Annotated in this window: 13 protein-coding genes; 5 read left to right on the forward strand and 8 right to left on the reverse strand. The window is 65.2% G+C overall.

The features are described 5' to 3' along the window. Window positions 1-66 precede the first annotated feature (66 nt). Complete coding sequence (locus DK874_RS09130) at window positions 67-1,392, forward strand: S41 family peptidase (protein WP_114313716.1); 1,326 nt, start codon at window positions 67-69, stop codon at window positions 1,390-1,392. Between the two features lie 104 nt (window positions 1,393-1,496). Here the strand turns inward: DK874_RS09130 and metG are convergent, their stop codons facing one another. The 4 genes from metG to DK874_RS09150 all read right to left on the reverse strand — a co-directional run bounded on the left by metG (window position 1,497) and on the right by DK874_RS09150 (window position 5,150). Then, window positions 1,497-3,371, reverse strand: coding sequence for a methionine--tRNA ligase (gene metG / locus DK874_RS09135; RefSeq protein ID WP_114313717.1), 1,875 nt, complete (start codon window positions 3,369-3,371; stop codon window positions 1,497-1,499). A gap of 95 nt (window positions 3,372-3,466) precedes the next feature. Next, on the reverse strand, window positions 3,467-4,150 hold the full coding sequence (rpiA, locus tag DK874_RS09140; RefSeq protein WP_114313718.1) for a ribose-5-phosphate isomerase RpiA: 684 nt from the start codon (window positions 4,148-4,150) through the stop codon (window positions 3,467-3,469). A gap of 2 nt (window positions 4,151-4,152) precedes the next feature. After that, window positions 4,153-4,620, reverse strand: a complete 468-nt coding sequence (gene bcp / locus DK874_RS09145; protein WP_114313719.1) for a thioredoxin-dependent thiol peroxidase — start codon at window positions 4,618-4,620, stop codon at window positions 4,153-4,155. A 44-nt stretch (window positions 4,621-4,664) separates the two neighbouring features. After that, on the reverse strand, window positions 4,665-5,150 hold the full coding sequence (locus DK874_RS09150; protein WP_114313720.1) for an adenosine diphosphatase: 486 nt from the start codon (window positions 5,148-5,150) through the stop codon (window positions 4,665-4,667). A 56-nt stretch (window positions 5,151-5,206) separates the two neighbouring features. Between DK874_RS09150 and mqnC the strand changes: the two genes are divergently transcribed. Then, entirely contained in the window at window positions 5,207-6,343 is a 1,137-nt protein-coding gene (gene mqnC, locus DK874_RS09155) for a cyclic dehypoxanthinyl futalosine synthase (RefSeq protein ID WP_114313721.1), read from the forward strand. On the opposite strand, the gene trpA is transcribed toward mqnC, so the two are convergent. Next, window positions 6,340-7,119, reverse strand: coding sequence for a tryptophan synthase subunit alpha (gene trpA, locus DK874_RS09160; RefSeq protein WP_114313722.1), 780 nt, complete (start codon window positions 7,117-7,119; stop codon window positions 6,340-6,342). The two genes, mqnC and trpA, sit on opposite strands and share 4 nt — an antisense overlap. After that, the gene (trpB, locus tag DK874_RS09165; protein WP_114313723.1) at window positions 7,116-8,333 is read right to left on the reverse strand and encodes a tryptophan synthase subunit beta; all 1,218 of its coding nucleotides are present in this window, start codon (window positions 8,331-8,333) and stop codon (window positions 7,116-7,118) included. Before trpB ends, trpA begins: the two co-directional genes overlap by 4 nt. A 197-nt stretch (window positions 8,334-8,530) precedes the next feature. On the opposite strand from trpB, the gene thyX reads away from it, so the two are divergent. Next, a complete protein-coding gene (gene thyX / locus DK874_RS09170) occupies window positions 8,531-9,328 on the forward strand; it encodes an FAD-dependent thymidylate synthase (protein ID WP_114313724.1) in 798 nt (265 codons plus the stop codon). On the opposite strand, the gene ligA is transcribed toward thyX, so the two are convergent. After that, a complete protein-coding gene (gene ligA, locus DK874_RS09175; RefSeq protein WP_114313725.1) occupies window positions 9,325-11,349 on the reverse strand; it encodes an NAD-dependent DNA ligase LigA in 2,025 nt (674 codons plus the stop codon). The two genes, thyX and ligA, sit on opposite strands and share 4 nt — an antisense overlap. Window positions 11,350-11,409: 60 nt before the next feature. Between ligA and DK874_RS09180 the strand changes: the two genes are divergently transcribed. Both DK874_RS09180 and DK874_RS09185 read left to right on the forward strand, forming a co-directional pair. Further along, window positions 11,410-12,534, forward strand: a complete 1,125-nt coding sequence (locus DK874_RS09180) for a BMP family lipoprotein (protein WP_114313726.1) — start codon at window positions 11,410-11,412, stop codon at window positions 12,532-12,534. Window positions 12,535-12,590: 56 nt separating this feature from the next. After that, on the forward strand, window positions 12,591-14,099 hold the full coding sequence (locus tag DK874_RS09185; RefSeq protein WP_114313727.1) for an ABC transporter ATP-binding protein: 1,509 nt from the start codon (window positions 12,591-12,593) through the stop codon (window positions 14,097-14,099). Here the strand turns inward: DK874_RS09185 and DK874_RS09190 are convergent. Beyond that, on the reverse strand, window positions 14,096-15,019 hold the full coding sequence (locus DK874_RS09190) for an LptA/OstA family protein (protein WP_114313728.1): 924 nt from the start codon (window positions 15,017-15,019) through the stop codon (window positions 14,096-14,098). The genes DK874_RS09185 and DK874_RS09190 overlap by 4 nt on opposite strands. Window positions 15,020-15,021: the final 2 nt, after the last annotated feature.

Raw genomic sequence — 15,021 nt, forward strand, 5'->3', positions numbered from 1 at the left:
ACGGAAGACAGACCACGGTTGTTTCTCATGGTGGGGCGCTATAGTAGAGGCTAGGTGAGGGAAGAGATGAAAAAACGCGCGTGGTTCCTCGCAGGGCTCGGGGTGATCCTGGCCCTGGTATACGCCCAGCTTCCAAGGCCCCAGGCGGAAAACCTCCTGCAAAACCCCAACGGCCAGGCCCTGTTGGAGGTTTACCAAAGGATCCAACAGGACTACCTGGAAACCCTTCCCCGGGAAAAGCTCAACGCCCTATTGGAAGGGGCCATCGGCGGCATGGTCTCCGCCTTGAAGGATCCCTTCACCAGCTACTCTCCCCCCCAGCGGGCCAGCGTCCGCCAGGAGGACCTAAGGGGCGAGTTCTTCGGCATCGGGGCCACCCTCTCCCCCGCCAATCCCGACGGCACCGGGGCCAAGATCGAGGGGGTGATGAAGGGCCTGCCTGCCCAGCGGGCGGGGATGCGGGCCGGGGATGTGATCCTCGAGGTGGACGGGGAGGACGTCACGGGTCTTCCCCTGGTGGAGGTGGTGGCCCGGATCCGGGGCCGGGAGGGCACCAAGGTCACCATCAAGGTGCGCCGGGAAGGGACCCCCGCCCCCCTGGTCTTTGAGCTCATCCGGGAAAAGGTGGAGATCGTCTCGGTTTCCACGGGCAGGATCGGGGACGTGGGCTATGTGGCCCTGGAGACCTTCGGCAACTTCAAGGTGGAGGACCAGCTTAAGAAGGCCATTGACGGGCTCAAGGCCCAGGGCATCAAGAAGCTCATCTTTGACCTGCGGGATAACGGGGGCGGCCTCCTGGACCAGGGGTGCGCCGTGGCCAGCGCCTTCTTGAAGGAAGGCCCCATCGTCTACACCCGCACCAAGAACCTCACCCGGGTCTGGTGCGAGGCCTCGGGAAAGCCCCTTTGGGATGGGCCCATGGTGGTCCTGGTGAACGGGAACTCGGCTTCCGCCAGCGAGATCGTGGCCGGGGCCCTGCAGGACTACGGCCGGGCCAAGATCATCGGGGAAAAGACCTTCGGCAAGGGCGTGGGCCAGACCCCCTACACCCTGGCCAACGGGGGGGAGCTCACCCTGGTCACCTTTGAATGGCTCACCCCTAAGCGCCGGGCCATCAACAAGGAGGGCCTGAAGCCCGACATCGAGGTCAAGGACACCCGTTTCCCCACCCCCTTCTCCCTGCAAGGGGCCGGGGCGCCTCCTGGGGCTGAGGTCACCGTGACCCTAAACGGGAAGACGGTGAAGGTCAAGGCCGATGCCGAGGGGAAGTTCACCTACGCCGAGCCCCAGCGCCAGCGGCCCCTCCCCGAGGAGCGGGGGCAGGCGGTCTTGGACCTGGAAGAAGACGCCATCCTCAAGCGGGCCTTGGAGGAGCTGAACGCCACCCGCTAGCCGGGAAAGGCCAAGGGGCCGGGTTTTCCCCGGCCCCTTTGGACCACCCCACCCTGACAGGCCCAGGTGGGGCCCCACCATCCCCACCCCTCTTGGGCCAAGGGCTATTTCACCAACGCCCCCGGGGGAATCTCCCCCTCCACCGTGACCAGGGCCAGCCTATCCCCCTCGGATGCCGCCAGGATCATCCCCTGGCTCTCCACGCCCCGGAGCCTGGCAGGCTTGAGGTTGGCCACCACCACCACCTTTTTCCCCACCAGGTCCTCGGGGCGGTACCACTGGGCGATGCCGGAAACCACGGTGCGCTCCTCGCTCCCCAGGGAGAGCCTAAGCACCAGGAGTTTATCGGCGTTGGGGTGCTTCTCCGCCGCCACCACCTGGGCCACCCTAAGCTCCACCTTGGCGAAGTCCTCCATGCCGATGAAGCGATCCTCCTTGGTCCCCTCCATGTTGCCTCCCCTGGCCTCCTCCCTTGGGCTTTCCTTGGGAAAGAGAACCCCCGCCTCCTGGGGAAGGGGAAGGGGTTCCGCCAGGCCCCAGCGCTCCGCCTCCTCGAGGCTCACCTCCTCCTTCAGGCCCAAGGCCCGCCTTAGCTCGGCCATCTTGCCCGGCATGGCCGGGGTAAGGAGGATGGAGGCGATCCTCAGGCCCTCCACCGCCCGGTAGAGCACCGCCTTGGCACCTTCCGGGTCCTTCTTGTGAAGCTCCCAGGGACGCTTCTCGTTGATGTAGCGGTTTATGGCCTTGACGTAGGCCATGGCCTCCTCGAGGGCCACGTGGAAGCGAAGGTCCCGCACCAGACCCCTGAGGCGTCCCGCAAGGCGCGTGCCCTCCTCCAGCTCCTCCCCGGGAACCGGCTCGGGAATGCGTCCCTCAGCGAAACGAAAGAGCATGGCCCGGGTGCGCTGGAGAAGGTTGCCCAGGTCGTCGGCGAGATCCGCCTCGTACCTGGCCTTCAAGGCCTCCTCGCTCACCGACGTATCCTGGCCATAGGGAATCTCCCGCAAAAGGTAATAGCGCACCGCATCCCGGCCGTACTTCTCCGTGAGGGCAAAGGGGTCCACCACGTTCCCCAGGGTTTTGCTCATCTTGCGGCCATCCGGCCCCAGCAGGAACCCCCCCACGTTCAGGTGCCGGTACATGGGAATCCCCGCCGCCTTCAGCATGGTGGGCCAGAAGACGGCATGGGGCTTCAGGATGTCCTTACCGATCAGGTGCCAGGCCTGGGGCCAGAAGGTGGCGTAGCGGGGGTCCTCGGGGTAGCCCAGGGCGGAAACGTAGTTGAGAAGGGCGTCAAACCACACGTAGGTCACGTGGGCCTCATCCCAGGGCAGGGGGATGCCCCAAGGGACGCGGGCCTTGGGCCGGGAGATGGAAAGATCCCCAATGGGCTCGGAGAGCATGGAAAGCACCTCGTTCCTGTACCCCTCGGGCCGGATGAGGTCGGGGTGGGTCTGGAGGTAGTCGATGAGCCACTCCCGGTACCTCTCCATGCGGAAGAAGTAGTTCCCTTCCCGTCTCCGCTCCACAGGGCGGGCGTGGATGGGGCAAAGATCCCCTTGAAGCTCCTTCTCCGTGTAGAAGCGCTCGCAGCTTACGCAGTAAAGCCCCTCATACTCCCCGTAGTAGATGTCCCCAGCCTCGTAGACCTTCTGCAAGACCCGTTGCACCACCCGCTTATGCCGCTCCTCCGTGGTACGGATGAAATCGTCGTAGGCGATGCCCAAAAGCTCCCAAGCCTTGCGGAAGCGCTGGGATACCCGGTCCACAAAGGCCTTTGGCTCCTCTCCCGCCTTCAGGGCCGCCCGGTAGACGGTTTCCCCGTGCTCGTCGGTGCCGGTGAGGAAAAAGGTCCGGTATCCGTCCAACCGGTGCCAGCGGGCCAGGAAGTCCGCCACCACCGTGGTGTAGGCGTGGCCCAGGTGGGGTTCCGCATTCACGTAGTAGATGGGGGTGGTGATGTAAAAAACCTTTTCCATCCCTCCTCCAAGAAAAACCGGGGCATGCGCCCCGGGCGGGAAGGCCCTCCCGCCCTAAGCATGGGGCATGCCCTTCATGGGTCCGATTCTACACCTTACGGGAGTATCTCCTCCACCCCCATGGGCCCCGCCACCAGGGCCCGGGTGGCCAACCCCACGAAAAACCCCGTCTCCACCACTCCGGGGATCTCCAAAAGGGCCTTGTGCAGGCCCAGAGGGTCCCCAATGGGACCAAAGCGCACATCGGCGATCAAGTGCCCCCCGTCGGTGAAGTAAAACTCATCCCCCTCCATCCTGAGCTCCGGCTCCCCGCCCAGGGCGCGGATGGCCTTCAAGGTGGCCAGATGGCCAAAGGGCACGATCTCCACCGGCACCACCCCCCGGCCCAGCACGGGCACCTTCTTGGTGTGGTCGGCGATCACGATAAACTCCTTGGCGTTGCTCTCCACAATCTTCTCCCGCAGGAGAGCCCCGCCCAGGCCCTTGATCAGGGAAAGGTCCGGAGCGATCTCATCGGCCCCGTCTATGGCCAGGTCCACCCCCTCCGGAGGAAGCTCCACCACGCGAATCCCCTCCCTAAGGGCCAGGTCCTTGGTGGCCTCCGAGGTGGGGACCCCCACAACCCCTTTGAGTTCCCCTTCCCTAATCCGCCGGGCCAGCTCCAAGACGGCATACCGGGCCGTGGACCCCGTGCCCAGGCCCACCACCATGCCATCCTGGACATAGGCCACAGCGGCGTGGGCCGCCTCCTTCTTATACGATTCCAAGGGTCTTTCCATGGCTAAAACCCCCGCAAACTCCGCAAGGCCTCGGCCACCTCCTCGGCGTGCCCCTCAGGGGACACCTTTTTCCATACCTTGGCGATGCGCCCTTCAGGGTCTATCAGGAAGGTCTGGCGCAACACCCCTTCGTACTCCTTGCCATAAAGGTTCTTTTTCCCCCAGGCCCCATAGGGCAGGATGGCTCGCCGCTCGGGGTCAGCAAGAAGGGGAAAGTTGAGACCGTACTTCTCGGCAAAGCGCTTGTGGCTTTCCACATCGTCCGCAGAAACCCCTAAGACCACGGCTCCCAGTTCCTGCAAATCCCCCATACGGTCACGGAAGCCGCAAGCCTCCTTGGTGCACCCGGGGGTATCGTCCTTGGGATAGAAGTAGAGAACCACCCACCTCCCCCGGTAATCGGAAAGCCGGTGGATCCGCCCCTCTTGGTCCGGCAGGGCGATATCGGGCGCAAGGGTTCCAAGCTCCATGAGGGCATCTTACCCCAACCCCCCTGGCTGCCAATAAGGGGGCGCTAAAGTTTGTAGCCGAAGCGGCGGAGGAGGTCCTTGCGCCAGGCCACCTCGGCCTCATCCTCTACCCCTAGGGGCTTGAAACCATCCATAACCCCCAGGATGGCCCGCCCTTCCCCCTCCTCGGCCACCACCACCTGGAGGGGGTTGGCGGTGGCGGCAAAGATGCGCACCACCTCAGGGCAAGCCTTCACCGCGTGGAGCACATTAATGGGGTAAAACCCCTCACCCAACACGATGAGGAAGGTGTGCCCTGCCGCCAGGTTGAGGATATTCCGCACCGCAAGCTCCATAAGCTCGGGATCCGTGCCGGAACGCCGCACCAGGCGCTTGCCGCTGGCCTCGGAGAAGGCAAGGCCAAACCTGATACCCGGCACGGCGGTCACCAAGGCCTCGTGGAGGTCCTCCACCGTTTTGATGAAGTGGGCCTGGCCCAGGATGACGTTGAGGTTTTCCGGCTTCTCTATGGGGATGAGCTTGAGTTCCATGCCCCCATTGTATCCGTGGCCCAAGACCCAACCCCAGGGGGTCCGAAAGGTGTAGCATGGGTCCCATGGATGTTCTGGAAAAGGCCGTAGGGGGGGAGAGGCTTACCGAAACCGAGGTGCTCTCCCTTTTTGACCTCCCCCTGCCCGAGCTGGCTGCCGCCGCTCACGAGGTGCGCCTTCAGAAAACCCATCCAGAGGTGGTGACCTTTCTCATAGACCGCAACATCAACTACACCAACGTCTGCACGGTGGGTTGCGCCTTTTGCGCCTTTTACCGCACCCGGCGGCAGAAGGATGCCTACACCCTCACCTTTGAGGCCATCGCCGAGAAGGTAGAGGAACTCTACCAGGTGGGGGGAAGGCGCATCCTGATGCAAGGGGGGGTGAACCCCGAGCTTCCCCTGGAGTGGTACCTGGACCTTCTCCGCTACCTCAAGAACCGCTTCCCCGACCTGCGCATCGACGCCTTCAGCCCCGAGGAGATCCTAGGGCTGGAAAGGCTCACGGGGCTTAAGGCCAAGGAGATCTTGGAAAAGCTGATGGAGGCTGGCCTAGATGGGATGCCGGGGGCCGGGGCGGAGATCCTGGTGGACGAGGTGCGGCACAAGGCCGCCCCCGCCCGCATCAAGACCGCGGACTGGTACCGCATCGTGGATGCCGCCCAGGCCCTGGGGCTTTACACCCTGGCCAGCATGGTGATCGGCTTTGGGGAAGGGCCAAGGGAGCGCACCGCCCACCTGCTGGGCCTAAGGGCCCAGCAGGACAAGGCCCTGGAAAAGTACCAAAACGGCTTTGCCGCCTTTGCCCTTTGGACCTTGCAGGTGGAGCACACCCGGCTTAAGGGCAAGGCCCCGGGGGCCACCGCCCACGAGTACCTGAAAACCCTGGCCATCGCCCGGCTCACCCTGGACAACTTCGCCCACCTCCAAGCCTCCTGGCCCACCCTGGGGTTCAAGGTGGCCCAGGCCGCCCTTTACTACGGGGCCGACGACTTCGGCAGCACCATGCTGGAGGAGAACGTGGTTTCGGCGGCCGGGGGGCATGGGCGCACCCACGCCACGGTGCGGGAGATCGTGCGCCACATCGTGGATGCGGGCTTCCGGCCTGCGGAGCGGGACCCCCTCTACCGCATCCTGCGGTATCCAGACCCCAAGGCCCTCCTGGAAGAGGGCGTGGAGCTCCCCCTGGCCTAAGCGGGTTCCTTTTGCAAAAGCCCTTGGCGGATCTCCTCGAGGAGAGGGGCCAGGGGCCTATCCCCCTCGAGGGCCCGCACCAAGGCGCTTCCCACCACCACCCCGTCGGCCACCGCCGCCTGGGCTGCGGTTTCCCTTCCCGAAACCCCAAAGCCCACCGCCACGGGCAAGGAGGTTCTGGCCTTGATGCGCCGCACCAGGTCCCGCACCTCCTCGGGCAGGCGCTCCCGCTCCCCGGTGACCCCGGTGACGGAGACCGCATAGATGAACCCGGTGGCGTAGCCCACCACGGTTTCCACCCGCCGGTCCGTGGAGGTGGGGGCCAGGAGAAACACCGTTTCCAAGCCTATCTCCTGGGCCAGGCGCACCAGGGCGGGATCCTCATCGGGAGGAAGGTCGGGGAGGATGAGACCCGTGGCCCCCGCCTGCTGGAAAAGGCTAAAAAACCGTTCCGGACCCCAGGCTAAGACGGGGTTCAGGTAGGTCATGAGGAAAAGGGGCCTTTCGGTGAGGGCCCGCACCTCCCGGAAGAGTTCCAAAACCCCCTGGACGCTCATCCCCTTCCTTAAGGCCTCCTCGCTGGCCCGCTGGATCACCGGACCGTCCCCCAGGGGATCGGAGTAGGGAAGGCCGATCTCCAAAAGGTCGGCGTAGGGCAACACCTCCTTCACCGCCTGCAAGAAGCCTTCCCGGCTGGGAAAGCCGGCGGTGAGGTAGGGGATCAAGGCGGCCCGGCCCTCGGCCTTGGCCCGGGCAAAGGCTTCCCGCGTGGTCATAGCTCCCCTCCCAGAAGGCGCATCACCTCGGTCACGTCCTTGTCCCCCCGGCCCGAGAGGTTGATGACCACGATCTGGTCCTTATCCATCTCCGGCACCACCTTGGCCGCGTGGGCGATGGCATGGGCGGACTCCAGGGCGGGGATGATCCCCTCCAGGCGGGCGAGGAGCTTGAAGCCCTCCAGGGCCTCCTCGTCCGTCACCCCCGCGTACTCGGCGATGCCCTGGTCGGCGTAGTAGCTGTGCTCCGGCCCCACCCCTGGGTAATCCAGCCCCGCAGAAACCGAGTGGGCCGGGGTGATCTGGCCGTCGTGGTCGTAAAGGAGGTACATGTAGCTCCCGTGCAACACCCCCCGCTTCCCCGCCCCGATGCTGGCGGCGTGCCTACCGCTGGAAAGCCCCTCCCCGGCGGCCTCCACCCCGATGAGCCGGGGACGCTCCCTTGGGGGAAGGTAGGCGAAGGGGGCGAAAAGCCCGATGGCGTTGGACCCCCCACCCACGGCGGCGATGAGGGCATCGGGGTAGCGGCCGAACATCCTCAGGCTCTCCTCCTTCACCTCCTCCCCGATGACGCTTTGGAACTCCCGCACCATCATGGGGTAGGGGTGGGGGCCCACCACCGAGCCCAGGATGTAGAAGGTGGTGCGCACATGGGTGAGCCAGTCGCGGATGGCCTCGTTGGTGGCGTCCTTAAGGGTGCGGCTTCCCGCCGCCACCGGGCGCACCTCCGCCCCCAGAAGCTTCATGCGGAACACGTTTAGGGCCTGGCGCCGCACGTCCTCCTCCCCCATGTAGACCACGCATTCCAGGCCGAAAAGCGCCGCCACCGTGGCCACGGAGACCCCGTGCTGCCCGGCCCCGGTTTCGGCGATAACCCGCTTTTTGCCCATGCGCCGGGCCAGGAGGGCCTGGCCCAAGGTGTTGTTGATCTTGTGGGCCCCGGTGTGGAGAAGGTCCTCCCGCTTCAGGTACACCTGGGCCCCGCCCCAGTACTCGCTAAGCCTCTTGGCGTGGTAAAGGGGGGTAGGCCGGCCGGCAAAGGTCCTGAGGTAGTGCTCCAGCTCCGCCAAAAAGGCGGGGTCCTTCTTGGCCTCCCTGTAGGCGGCCTCCACCTCCTCGAGGGCCGGGATTAAGGTTTCAGGAACGTACCTTCCTCCATAGGGACCAAACCGTCCCCGCTCGTCCGGTAGGGGAAAATCAGACAACCTCAACATGTCCACTCCAGAAAAGGGCCACCAAGCCCCAAAAGCCCATCCATCCTACAAGCCGCTGGCCCAAGAAGCCAAGCACGGGCTTCGCCCGCGACCAAGGCCTATACCGGCCATGCCGCCACCCGTAGGCAAAGGGGGTGCGGACCCGCATGAGCTTAGGGTAGACCCCTTTGGGCCAAAGGGCAAGTAGACTCTAGGTCATGGAGATTGCGGTACTGGACAAGGGCTTCGTCCGCCTGGTGGAGGCGATGGGGAACGACGCTTCCATCGTCCAGGCGGCCAGGGTTTCCTACGGCCCGGGCACCAAGACGGTGCGGGAGGATGCCGCCCTCATCGACTACCTCATGCGCCACCGCCACACCAGCCCTTTTGAGATGGTGGAGTTCAAGTTCCACGTCAAGGCCCCCATCTTCGTGGTGCGCCAGTGGTTTCGCCACCGCACCGCCAGCGTGAACGAGATCTCTGGGCGCTACTCCGTGTTGCAGGAGGAGTTCTACGAACCCAAGGCCTGGCGCCACCAGGCCAGGAGGAACAAGCAGGGCTCGGAAGGGGCCTTCCCCGACGAGGAAGCCTCCCGCCTTCTAAAAGGGGTGGAGAGAGAGGCCTACCAGGCCTACCAGACCCTCCTGGAAAAGGGCATCGCCCGGGAAATGGCCCGGATGGTCCTCCCCTTAAACCTGTACACGGAGTTTTACTGGAAGCAGGACCTGCACAACCTCTTCCACTTCCTGGCCCTGCGCCTGGACCCCCACGCCCAGTGGGAGATCCGGCAGTACGCCCAGGCCATCGCCGAGATCGTCAAGGCCCACGTGCCCCTGGCCTGGGGGAGTTTTGAGGAACACGTGCTAAAGGGAGCCCACCTCTCCCAGACGGAGGTTCGCGCCTTACGGGGGCTTCTCACCCCCGAGCTTTACGAGAAGGCCCTACGGGCGCTTGGGCTTTCCGGTTCCCGGCTGGAGGAGGCCCTAACCAAGCTCTTTCCCCCGGAGCCCGCTTAGGCCAGCAAGGCTTCCCGGCTTTTGCCCGTACGCTCCTCTATGAGCCGGTAGAGTTCCTCCTCCGTGAGGATGGGCACCCCCAGGGCCCGGGCCTTCTCCAGCTTGCTCCCTGGGGCCTCCCCCATGACCAGGTAGCTGGTCTTACGGCTCACGGAATCCGTCACCTTGGCCCCCAAGCGCCGCAAAAGGGCCTTCACCTCCTCCCGGGGGCGGGAAAGCTCCCCGGTGATGACGAAGGTAAAGCCCTTTAGGGCCTCTTCGCCCCGTTCCTTGGCCTCCATCTCCACCCCGGCCTCCTTCAGGCGCCTCACCAGATCACGGAAGGCGGGGTCCTGCAGGGTTTCGTAAATCCCCCGGGCGGTGAGCTCCCCCACCTCCTCCACCTGGAGGAGCTCCTCTGGTGTGGCCTCCAGGAGCCGGTCCATGGTGCCGAAGTGGGCTGCCAGGTTGCGGGCCAAGACCTCCCCCACCCCCGGTAGCCCCAAGGCGTAAAGGAGGCGTTCCAGACCCCGGCCCTTGCTCTCCCCAATCTGGCGGAGAAGGTTCCCTGCGCTCTTCTCCCCCATGCGCTCCAGGCCCACCAGGTCCTCCTCCCTAAGCCGGTACAGGTCGGCCACATCCTTCACCAACCCCGCTTCTAAAAGCTTCTCAATGAGCTTCTCCCCCAGGCCTCCGATGTCCATGGCCTTGCGGGAAGCGTAGTGGCGGATGGCCTCAAAGCGCTTGGCGGGGCACAGGGGATTGGGGCAACGGTGGACTTTGCCCTCCTTCAGCAAACGGTGGCCGCATTCGGGGCAGGTTTCTGGCCAGCGGATGGGCCTCTCCTCCCCCGTCCTCCTCTCCTTCAGGACCCTCAGGACCTCGGGGATCACCCCCCCCGCCTTGTGCACCAGGACCCAGTCCCCCATGCGCACGTCCAGCTCCTCGATGTAGCTTTCGTTGTGAAGGGTAACCCGGCTCACCTCGCTCCCCTCTATCAAAACCGGCTCCAAGACGCCCACCGGCGTGACCCTACCCGTGCGCCCCACCTGGAAGACCACCTGCAGCAAGCGGGTTTCCTTCTCTTCGGCGGGGAACTTGTAGGCGATGGCAAACCGCGGAGCCCTTGCAGTATAGCCCAGCTCCCGCCAAAGGGAGAGTTCATCCAGCTTAGCCACCACCCCGTCCGCCTCGAAGGTCAGGTTCTGCCGCTCCTTAAGCCAGGCCTGGTAAACCCTCTCCACCCCCTCTGCCCCTTGGGCCTGGGTGAAGCCGTGCTCCACGGGGAAGCCCTTCTCCTTTAGCCAATGGAGAAGCGCAAACTGGGTCCGTATCCCGCTTTCCTCCAGGCCTAGGCCCAGGGCGTAGAAGGTGGCCCTGAGGCCCCTCCTTGCGGTAATCCGAGGGTCCTTCTGCCTGAGGGAGCCGGCGGCGGCGTTCCTGGGGTTTTTGAAGATCCGCTCCCCCTTTTCCTCCAGCTCCTCGTTCAGGCGGAGGAAGGCCTCTATGGGCAGGTACACCTCCCCCCGGACCTCGAGGCGCTCCGGCACCCCCTTAAGCCTCCGGGGAATGGTGGGGATGGTGAGGAGGTTCTGGGTCACCTCCTCCCCCGTCTCCCCATCCCCCCGGGTGGCCCCCCATACCAGAACCCCCTCCTCGTAGTACAGGTTCACGGAGAGCCCATCCACCTTGTGCTCCACCGTATACACGAAGGGACCCTGCCTCCCCAGGGCCCGCTCCACCCGCTCCTCAAAGGCCTTGACCTCCTCCAGGGTGAAGGCGTTATCCAGGGAGTACATGCGGCTTGGGTGGCGGATGGGACAAAAGGTGGCCTCGAGGGGTCTTGCCCCCACCTGCTCCGTGGGGGAGTCGGGGCTTTTGAGCTCAGGAAAGCGCTCCTCCAGCTCCTTAAGCTCCCGCAAAAGCCGGTCGTACTCGGCGTCGGAGATCTCGGGGGAGTCCAGGACGTAGTAGCGGTAGTTGTGGTAGCGGATCAGGTCCCGTAGCTCGTTTACCCGTTTGCGAGCCTCCTCCAGGGTCATGCCTTGAGTTTACCCAACCCGGTATAATGCCCTACGGCGAAATGCCATAGGAGGTGGCAGATGAAACGTATCGTAACCCTTTTGGCAGTACTGGCCCTGGGCCTGAGCCTGGCCCAAGTCCGCGTGGGCATCGCCTTTGACGCTGGGGGTAAGTTTGACCGCTCCTTCAACCAGTCCGCCTGGGAAGGGGCGCAGAAGGCGGCCAAGGACTTTGGGATCAAGCTCTTTGACTTTGAGCCCGCCGACCCCTCCCAGGTGGGCCAGGGCATCCGCACCTTCGCCGAGGAGGGCTTTGACCTGGTGATCGGGGTGGGCTTCGCCAACGAGCCCGCCATCACCGCCACCGCCAAGGAGTTCCCCAAGGTGAACTTTGCCGTCATTGATGCCGTCCCCGGGGAGGGCAAGCTTTTAAACGCCGTGGGCCTGGTCTTCCGGGAGCACGAGGGGAGCTTCCTGGTGGGCTACATCGCCGGTAAGATGACCCGCACCGGGGTGGTGGGCTTCATCGGCGGCATGGACATCCCCCTCATCCACAAGTTTGAGGCGGGCTTCCGGGCCGGGGCGGAGTACGCCTTCAAGGAGGACAAGATCCCGGGCAAGGTCCTGGTGGGCTATGTGGGCAACACCCCCGCCGCCTGGAACGACCCCGCCAAGGCCAAGGAGATCGCCGCCAGCCAGGTGCGCCAGGGGGCGGACATCATCTACGCCGCTGCCGGCGGCTCGGGCCTGGGCCTCATCGACTACGTGAAGCAGGCCAAGTGCCTCAAGGAGGGCGGGGCCATCCGCTTTGTGCGCAAGGCCGACCCCTACGCCAAGGTGCCCAAGTACGCCGATTACACCAAGACCTGCGGCACCGACGGCACCAAGGCCACGCCCCTCTTCTTCATCGGGGTGGACGCCAACCAGAACTACCTGGGGGACACCGACAATAACCCCAGCACCCTGAACCACGGCCTCACCTCCATGATGAAGCGGGTGGACGTGGCCACCTACGAGGTCATCAAGAGCGTGGTGCAGAAGGCCTTTAAGGGCGGGGTGCGGGAGTTCGGCCTGGCCAACAACGGGGTGGGGTACGCCCTGGACGAGTACAACAAGGCCCTGATCCCGGCCGCCGTGATCAGCAAGCTGGAGGTCTTGAAGCAGCAGATCATCAAGGGCCAGCTTAAGGTGCCCGAAAAACGCTAGGAAGGCGGGCTCAGCAAAAGGCCGGGAACCTCCCGGCCTTTTTGTATACTCCGGGCGTGGAGGTCGGCGGAACTACCTCAAAGGCCCTGGTCCTAAAGGACATCACCAAGCGCTTCCCCCTGGTCCTGGCCAACGATCGCATCAGCCTGGACCTGAACTGGGGCGAGGTCCTGGCCCTGGTGGGGGAAAACGGGGCGGGTAAATCCACCTTGATGAAGATCGTCTACGGCCTTCAGCCCCCGGACAAAGGGGAGATGTGGGTGGATGGAAAGCCCTACCGGCCCAAAAGCCCCCTGGACGCCATCGCCCACGGAATCGGCATGGTGCACCAGCACTTCATGCTGGTGGAACCCTTTACCGTGCTGGAAAACCTGGTGTTGGGCCTCGAGCCGGGAAGCCCCCTCTACCTCAACCTGGAAGAGGCCCGGAAGCGGGCCACCGCCCTCATGGAGGAGCTGGGCTTCCAGGTTCCCCTGGACGAGCGCATCGAGGACCTCCCCGTGGGCCTGCAGCAGCGGGTGGAGATCCTCAAGGCCCTTTACCGCCAGGCCAAGATCCTCATCCTGGACGAGCCCACCGCCGTCCTAACCCCCCAGGAGGCCGAGGAGCTTTTCCGCTTCCTGAGGGCTTACGTGGCCAAGGGAAACGCCGCCATCTTCATCAGCCACAAGCTGAAGGAGGTGCTTGCCGTGTCCGACCGGGTCACGGTGATCCGGGACGGCAAAGTGGTGGGCACGGTGAGGACCCCCGAGACCTCTTTGGAGGAACTGGCCCGGATGATGGTGGGCCGGGAAGTGGTCTTGCGGGTGGAAAAGGGCCCCGCCAGGCCCGGGGAAGTGGTGCTGGAGGTGGAGGGCCTCGAGGCGCCCCCAAGGCTAAGGGGGGTAAGCTTCTCCGTGCGGGCTGGGGAGATCGTGGGCATCGCCGGGGTGGAGGGCAACGGCCAGACGGAGCTGGTAGAGGCCCTGGCGGGCCTGCGCAAGTACCGGGGCACGGTGCGCTACCTGGGCCACCCCCTTCCCCACCAGGCCCTGCGGGTACGGGAAGCGGGGGTGAGCCATATCCCCGAGGACCGGCTCGCCCGGGGCCTGGTCCTGGACTTTTCCGTACGGGAAAACGCCATCCTGGGAGACCAGCGCCGCCCCCCCTTCCGGGGCTTCCTGGGCTTCCTGGACGGGAAGGCCATGGAGGAGCATGCCCGGGCCCTGGTGGAAACCTTTGACGTGCGCCCCCGCTCCACCGAGCTTTCCGCCCGGCGCTTTTCCGGGGGGAACCAGCAAAAGATCGTGGTGGGTAGGGAGCTTTTGCGGGGGCCCCGCCTCCTCATCGCCGCCCAGCCCACCCGGGGCGTGGACGTGGGGGCCATCGAGTTCATCCACCAGCGCCTGGTGGAGGCCCGCGACCAGGGCCTGGCGGTGCTTTTGGTTTCCGCGGACCTCTCCGAGGTGATCAGCCTGTCGGACCGGATCCTGGTCATGTACGAGGGGCGGATCGTGGGCGAGCTTGCCCCCGAGGAGGCCAGGGAGGAGCGCCTGGGCCTTCTGATGGCGGGCGTTTCCGCCTAATCGCCCTGAAACTCCCCTTTGACCTGGCCTAGGACCACCACCTCCCCGGTCCTTAAGGCGTAGCGCACCCTTTCCCCCCGCACCTGGCCCTTCTCGTCCTGGCTTTCCACCCCGCCAAAGAGGTAAGCGTACCCTTCCTTTTCCCGCAGGAGGGCCCTTTCCGCCTTGGTGGTCCGTCCCCCCTGGGTGAACTCCACCCCCCCGAGAAGCCAGAGCCGATCCTCGTCCAGAAGATAGCGCAGGGAGCCCGCCTTACCCGAAAGGGGTTTCTCCCCCTCCCGCTGAAGCTGCAAAGGCCCCTCCAGGAAAGCCTCCCCCGTATCGTTGTGGTAGCGGAGCCTCTGCCCCTCCACCCGCACCCGCCCCTGGGCCACCGCCACCTTCCCAGGGGCCGGCCTGAGCTCCAGCCGGCCCTCCTCCTCCAGGTACCGGGCCTCCCCCCCGGAGAGGAAGAGCTCCTCCACCCCGCCCCGCTCCACCACCGCCAAGGGCCCCTTGGCCTCCACCTCCTCCCCCAGGCGCACCTCTACCCCCTTGGGGTCAAAGAGGACGAGCCGGAGGTAGCGCTCCCCTTTCCCTTCCCCAGCCCGGCGCAAACGCATCAGGTAGGGAAGCCCCTCCTGTTCCCAATCGGGGTTGTAGGCCACCTCCACCCTCTCCCCTATCTTCAGCCCCTCCTCGAGGGCGCTTCCCGCATCCCGGAAGAATACCCGGCCCTCCACCTGGACCCTCTCAGAGGAGAGGGCCTGGAGCTCCCCCACCAGGAGGTCCCCGTAGTCGGCGTAGAAGAGGCTCCCCTCCTCCCCGCTCACCCAGGCCACCACCTTCTTGTCCTTACGGACCAGCTCCACTTGGGGGCGGTACACCTCCTGGGCCAGGGCCAAGGCCACGAGGAAGAGGAGGAACCACCTGAAGGCCAAGG

It is taken from the genome of Thermus caldifontis, from assembly GCF_003336745.1.
GTDB classification, from domain to species: domain Bacteria; phylum Deinococcota; class Deinococci; order Deinococcales; family Thermaceae; genus Thermus; species Thermus caldifontis.

Coding starts and splice junctions, on each gene's coding strand:
- trpB (WP_114313723.1), bottom strand. CDS start 8,333: ATGTTGAGGTTGTCTGATTTTCCCCTACCGGACGAGCGGGGACGGTTT.
- mqnC (WP_114313721.1), top strand. CDS start 5,207: ATGGGTCCCATGGATGTTCTGGAAAAGGCCGTAGGGGGGGAGAGGCTT.
- ligA (WP_114313725.1), bottom strand. CDS start 11,349: ATGACCCTGGAGGAGGCTCGCAAACGGGTAAACGAGCTACGGGACCTG.
- rpiA (WP_114313718.1), bottom strand. CDS start 4,150: ATGGAAAGACCCTTGGAATCGTATAAGAAGGAGGCGGCCCACGCCGCT.
- DK874_RS09150 (WP_114313720.1), bottom strand. CDS start 5,150: ATGGAACTCAAGCTCATCCCCATAGAGAAGCCGGAAAACCTCAACGTC.
- thyX (WP_114313724.1), top strand. CDS start 8,531: ATGGAGATTGCGGTACTGGACAAGGGCTTCGTCCGCCTGGTGGAGGCG.
- DK874_RS09130 (WP_114313716.1), top strand. CDS start 67: ATGAAAAAACGCGCGTGGTTCCTCGCAGGGCTCGGGGTGATCCTGGCC.
- trpA (WP_114313722.1), bottom strand. CDS start 7,119: ATGACCACGCGGGAAGCCTTTGCCCGGGCCAAGGCCGAGGGCCGGGCC.
- DK874_RS09180 (WP_114313726.1), top strand. CDS start 11,410: ATGAAACGTATCGTAACCCTTTTGGCAGTACTGGCCCTGGGCCTGAGC.
- metG (WP_114313717.1), bottom strand. CDS start 3,371: ATGGAAAAGGTTTTTTACATCACCACCCCCATCTACTACGTGAATGCG.
- bcp (WP_114313719.1), bottom strand. CDS start 4,620: ATGGAGCTTGGAACCCTTGCGCCCGATATCGCCCTGCCGGACCAAGAG.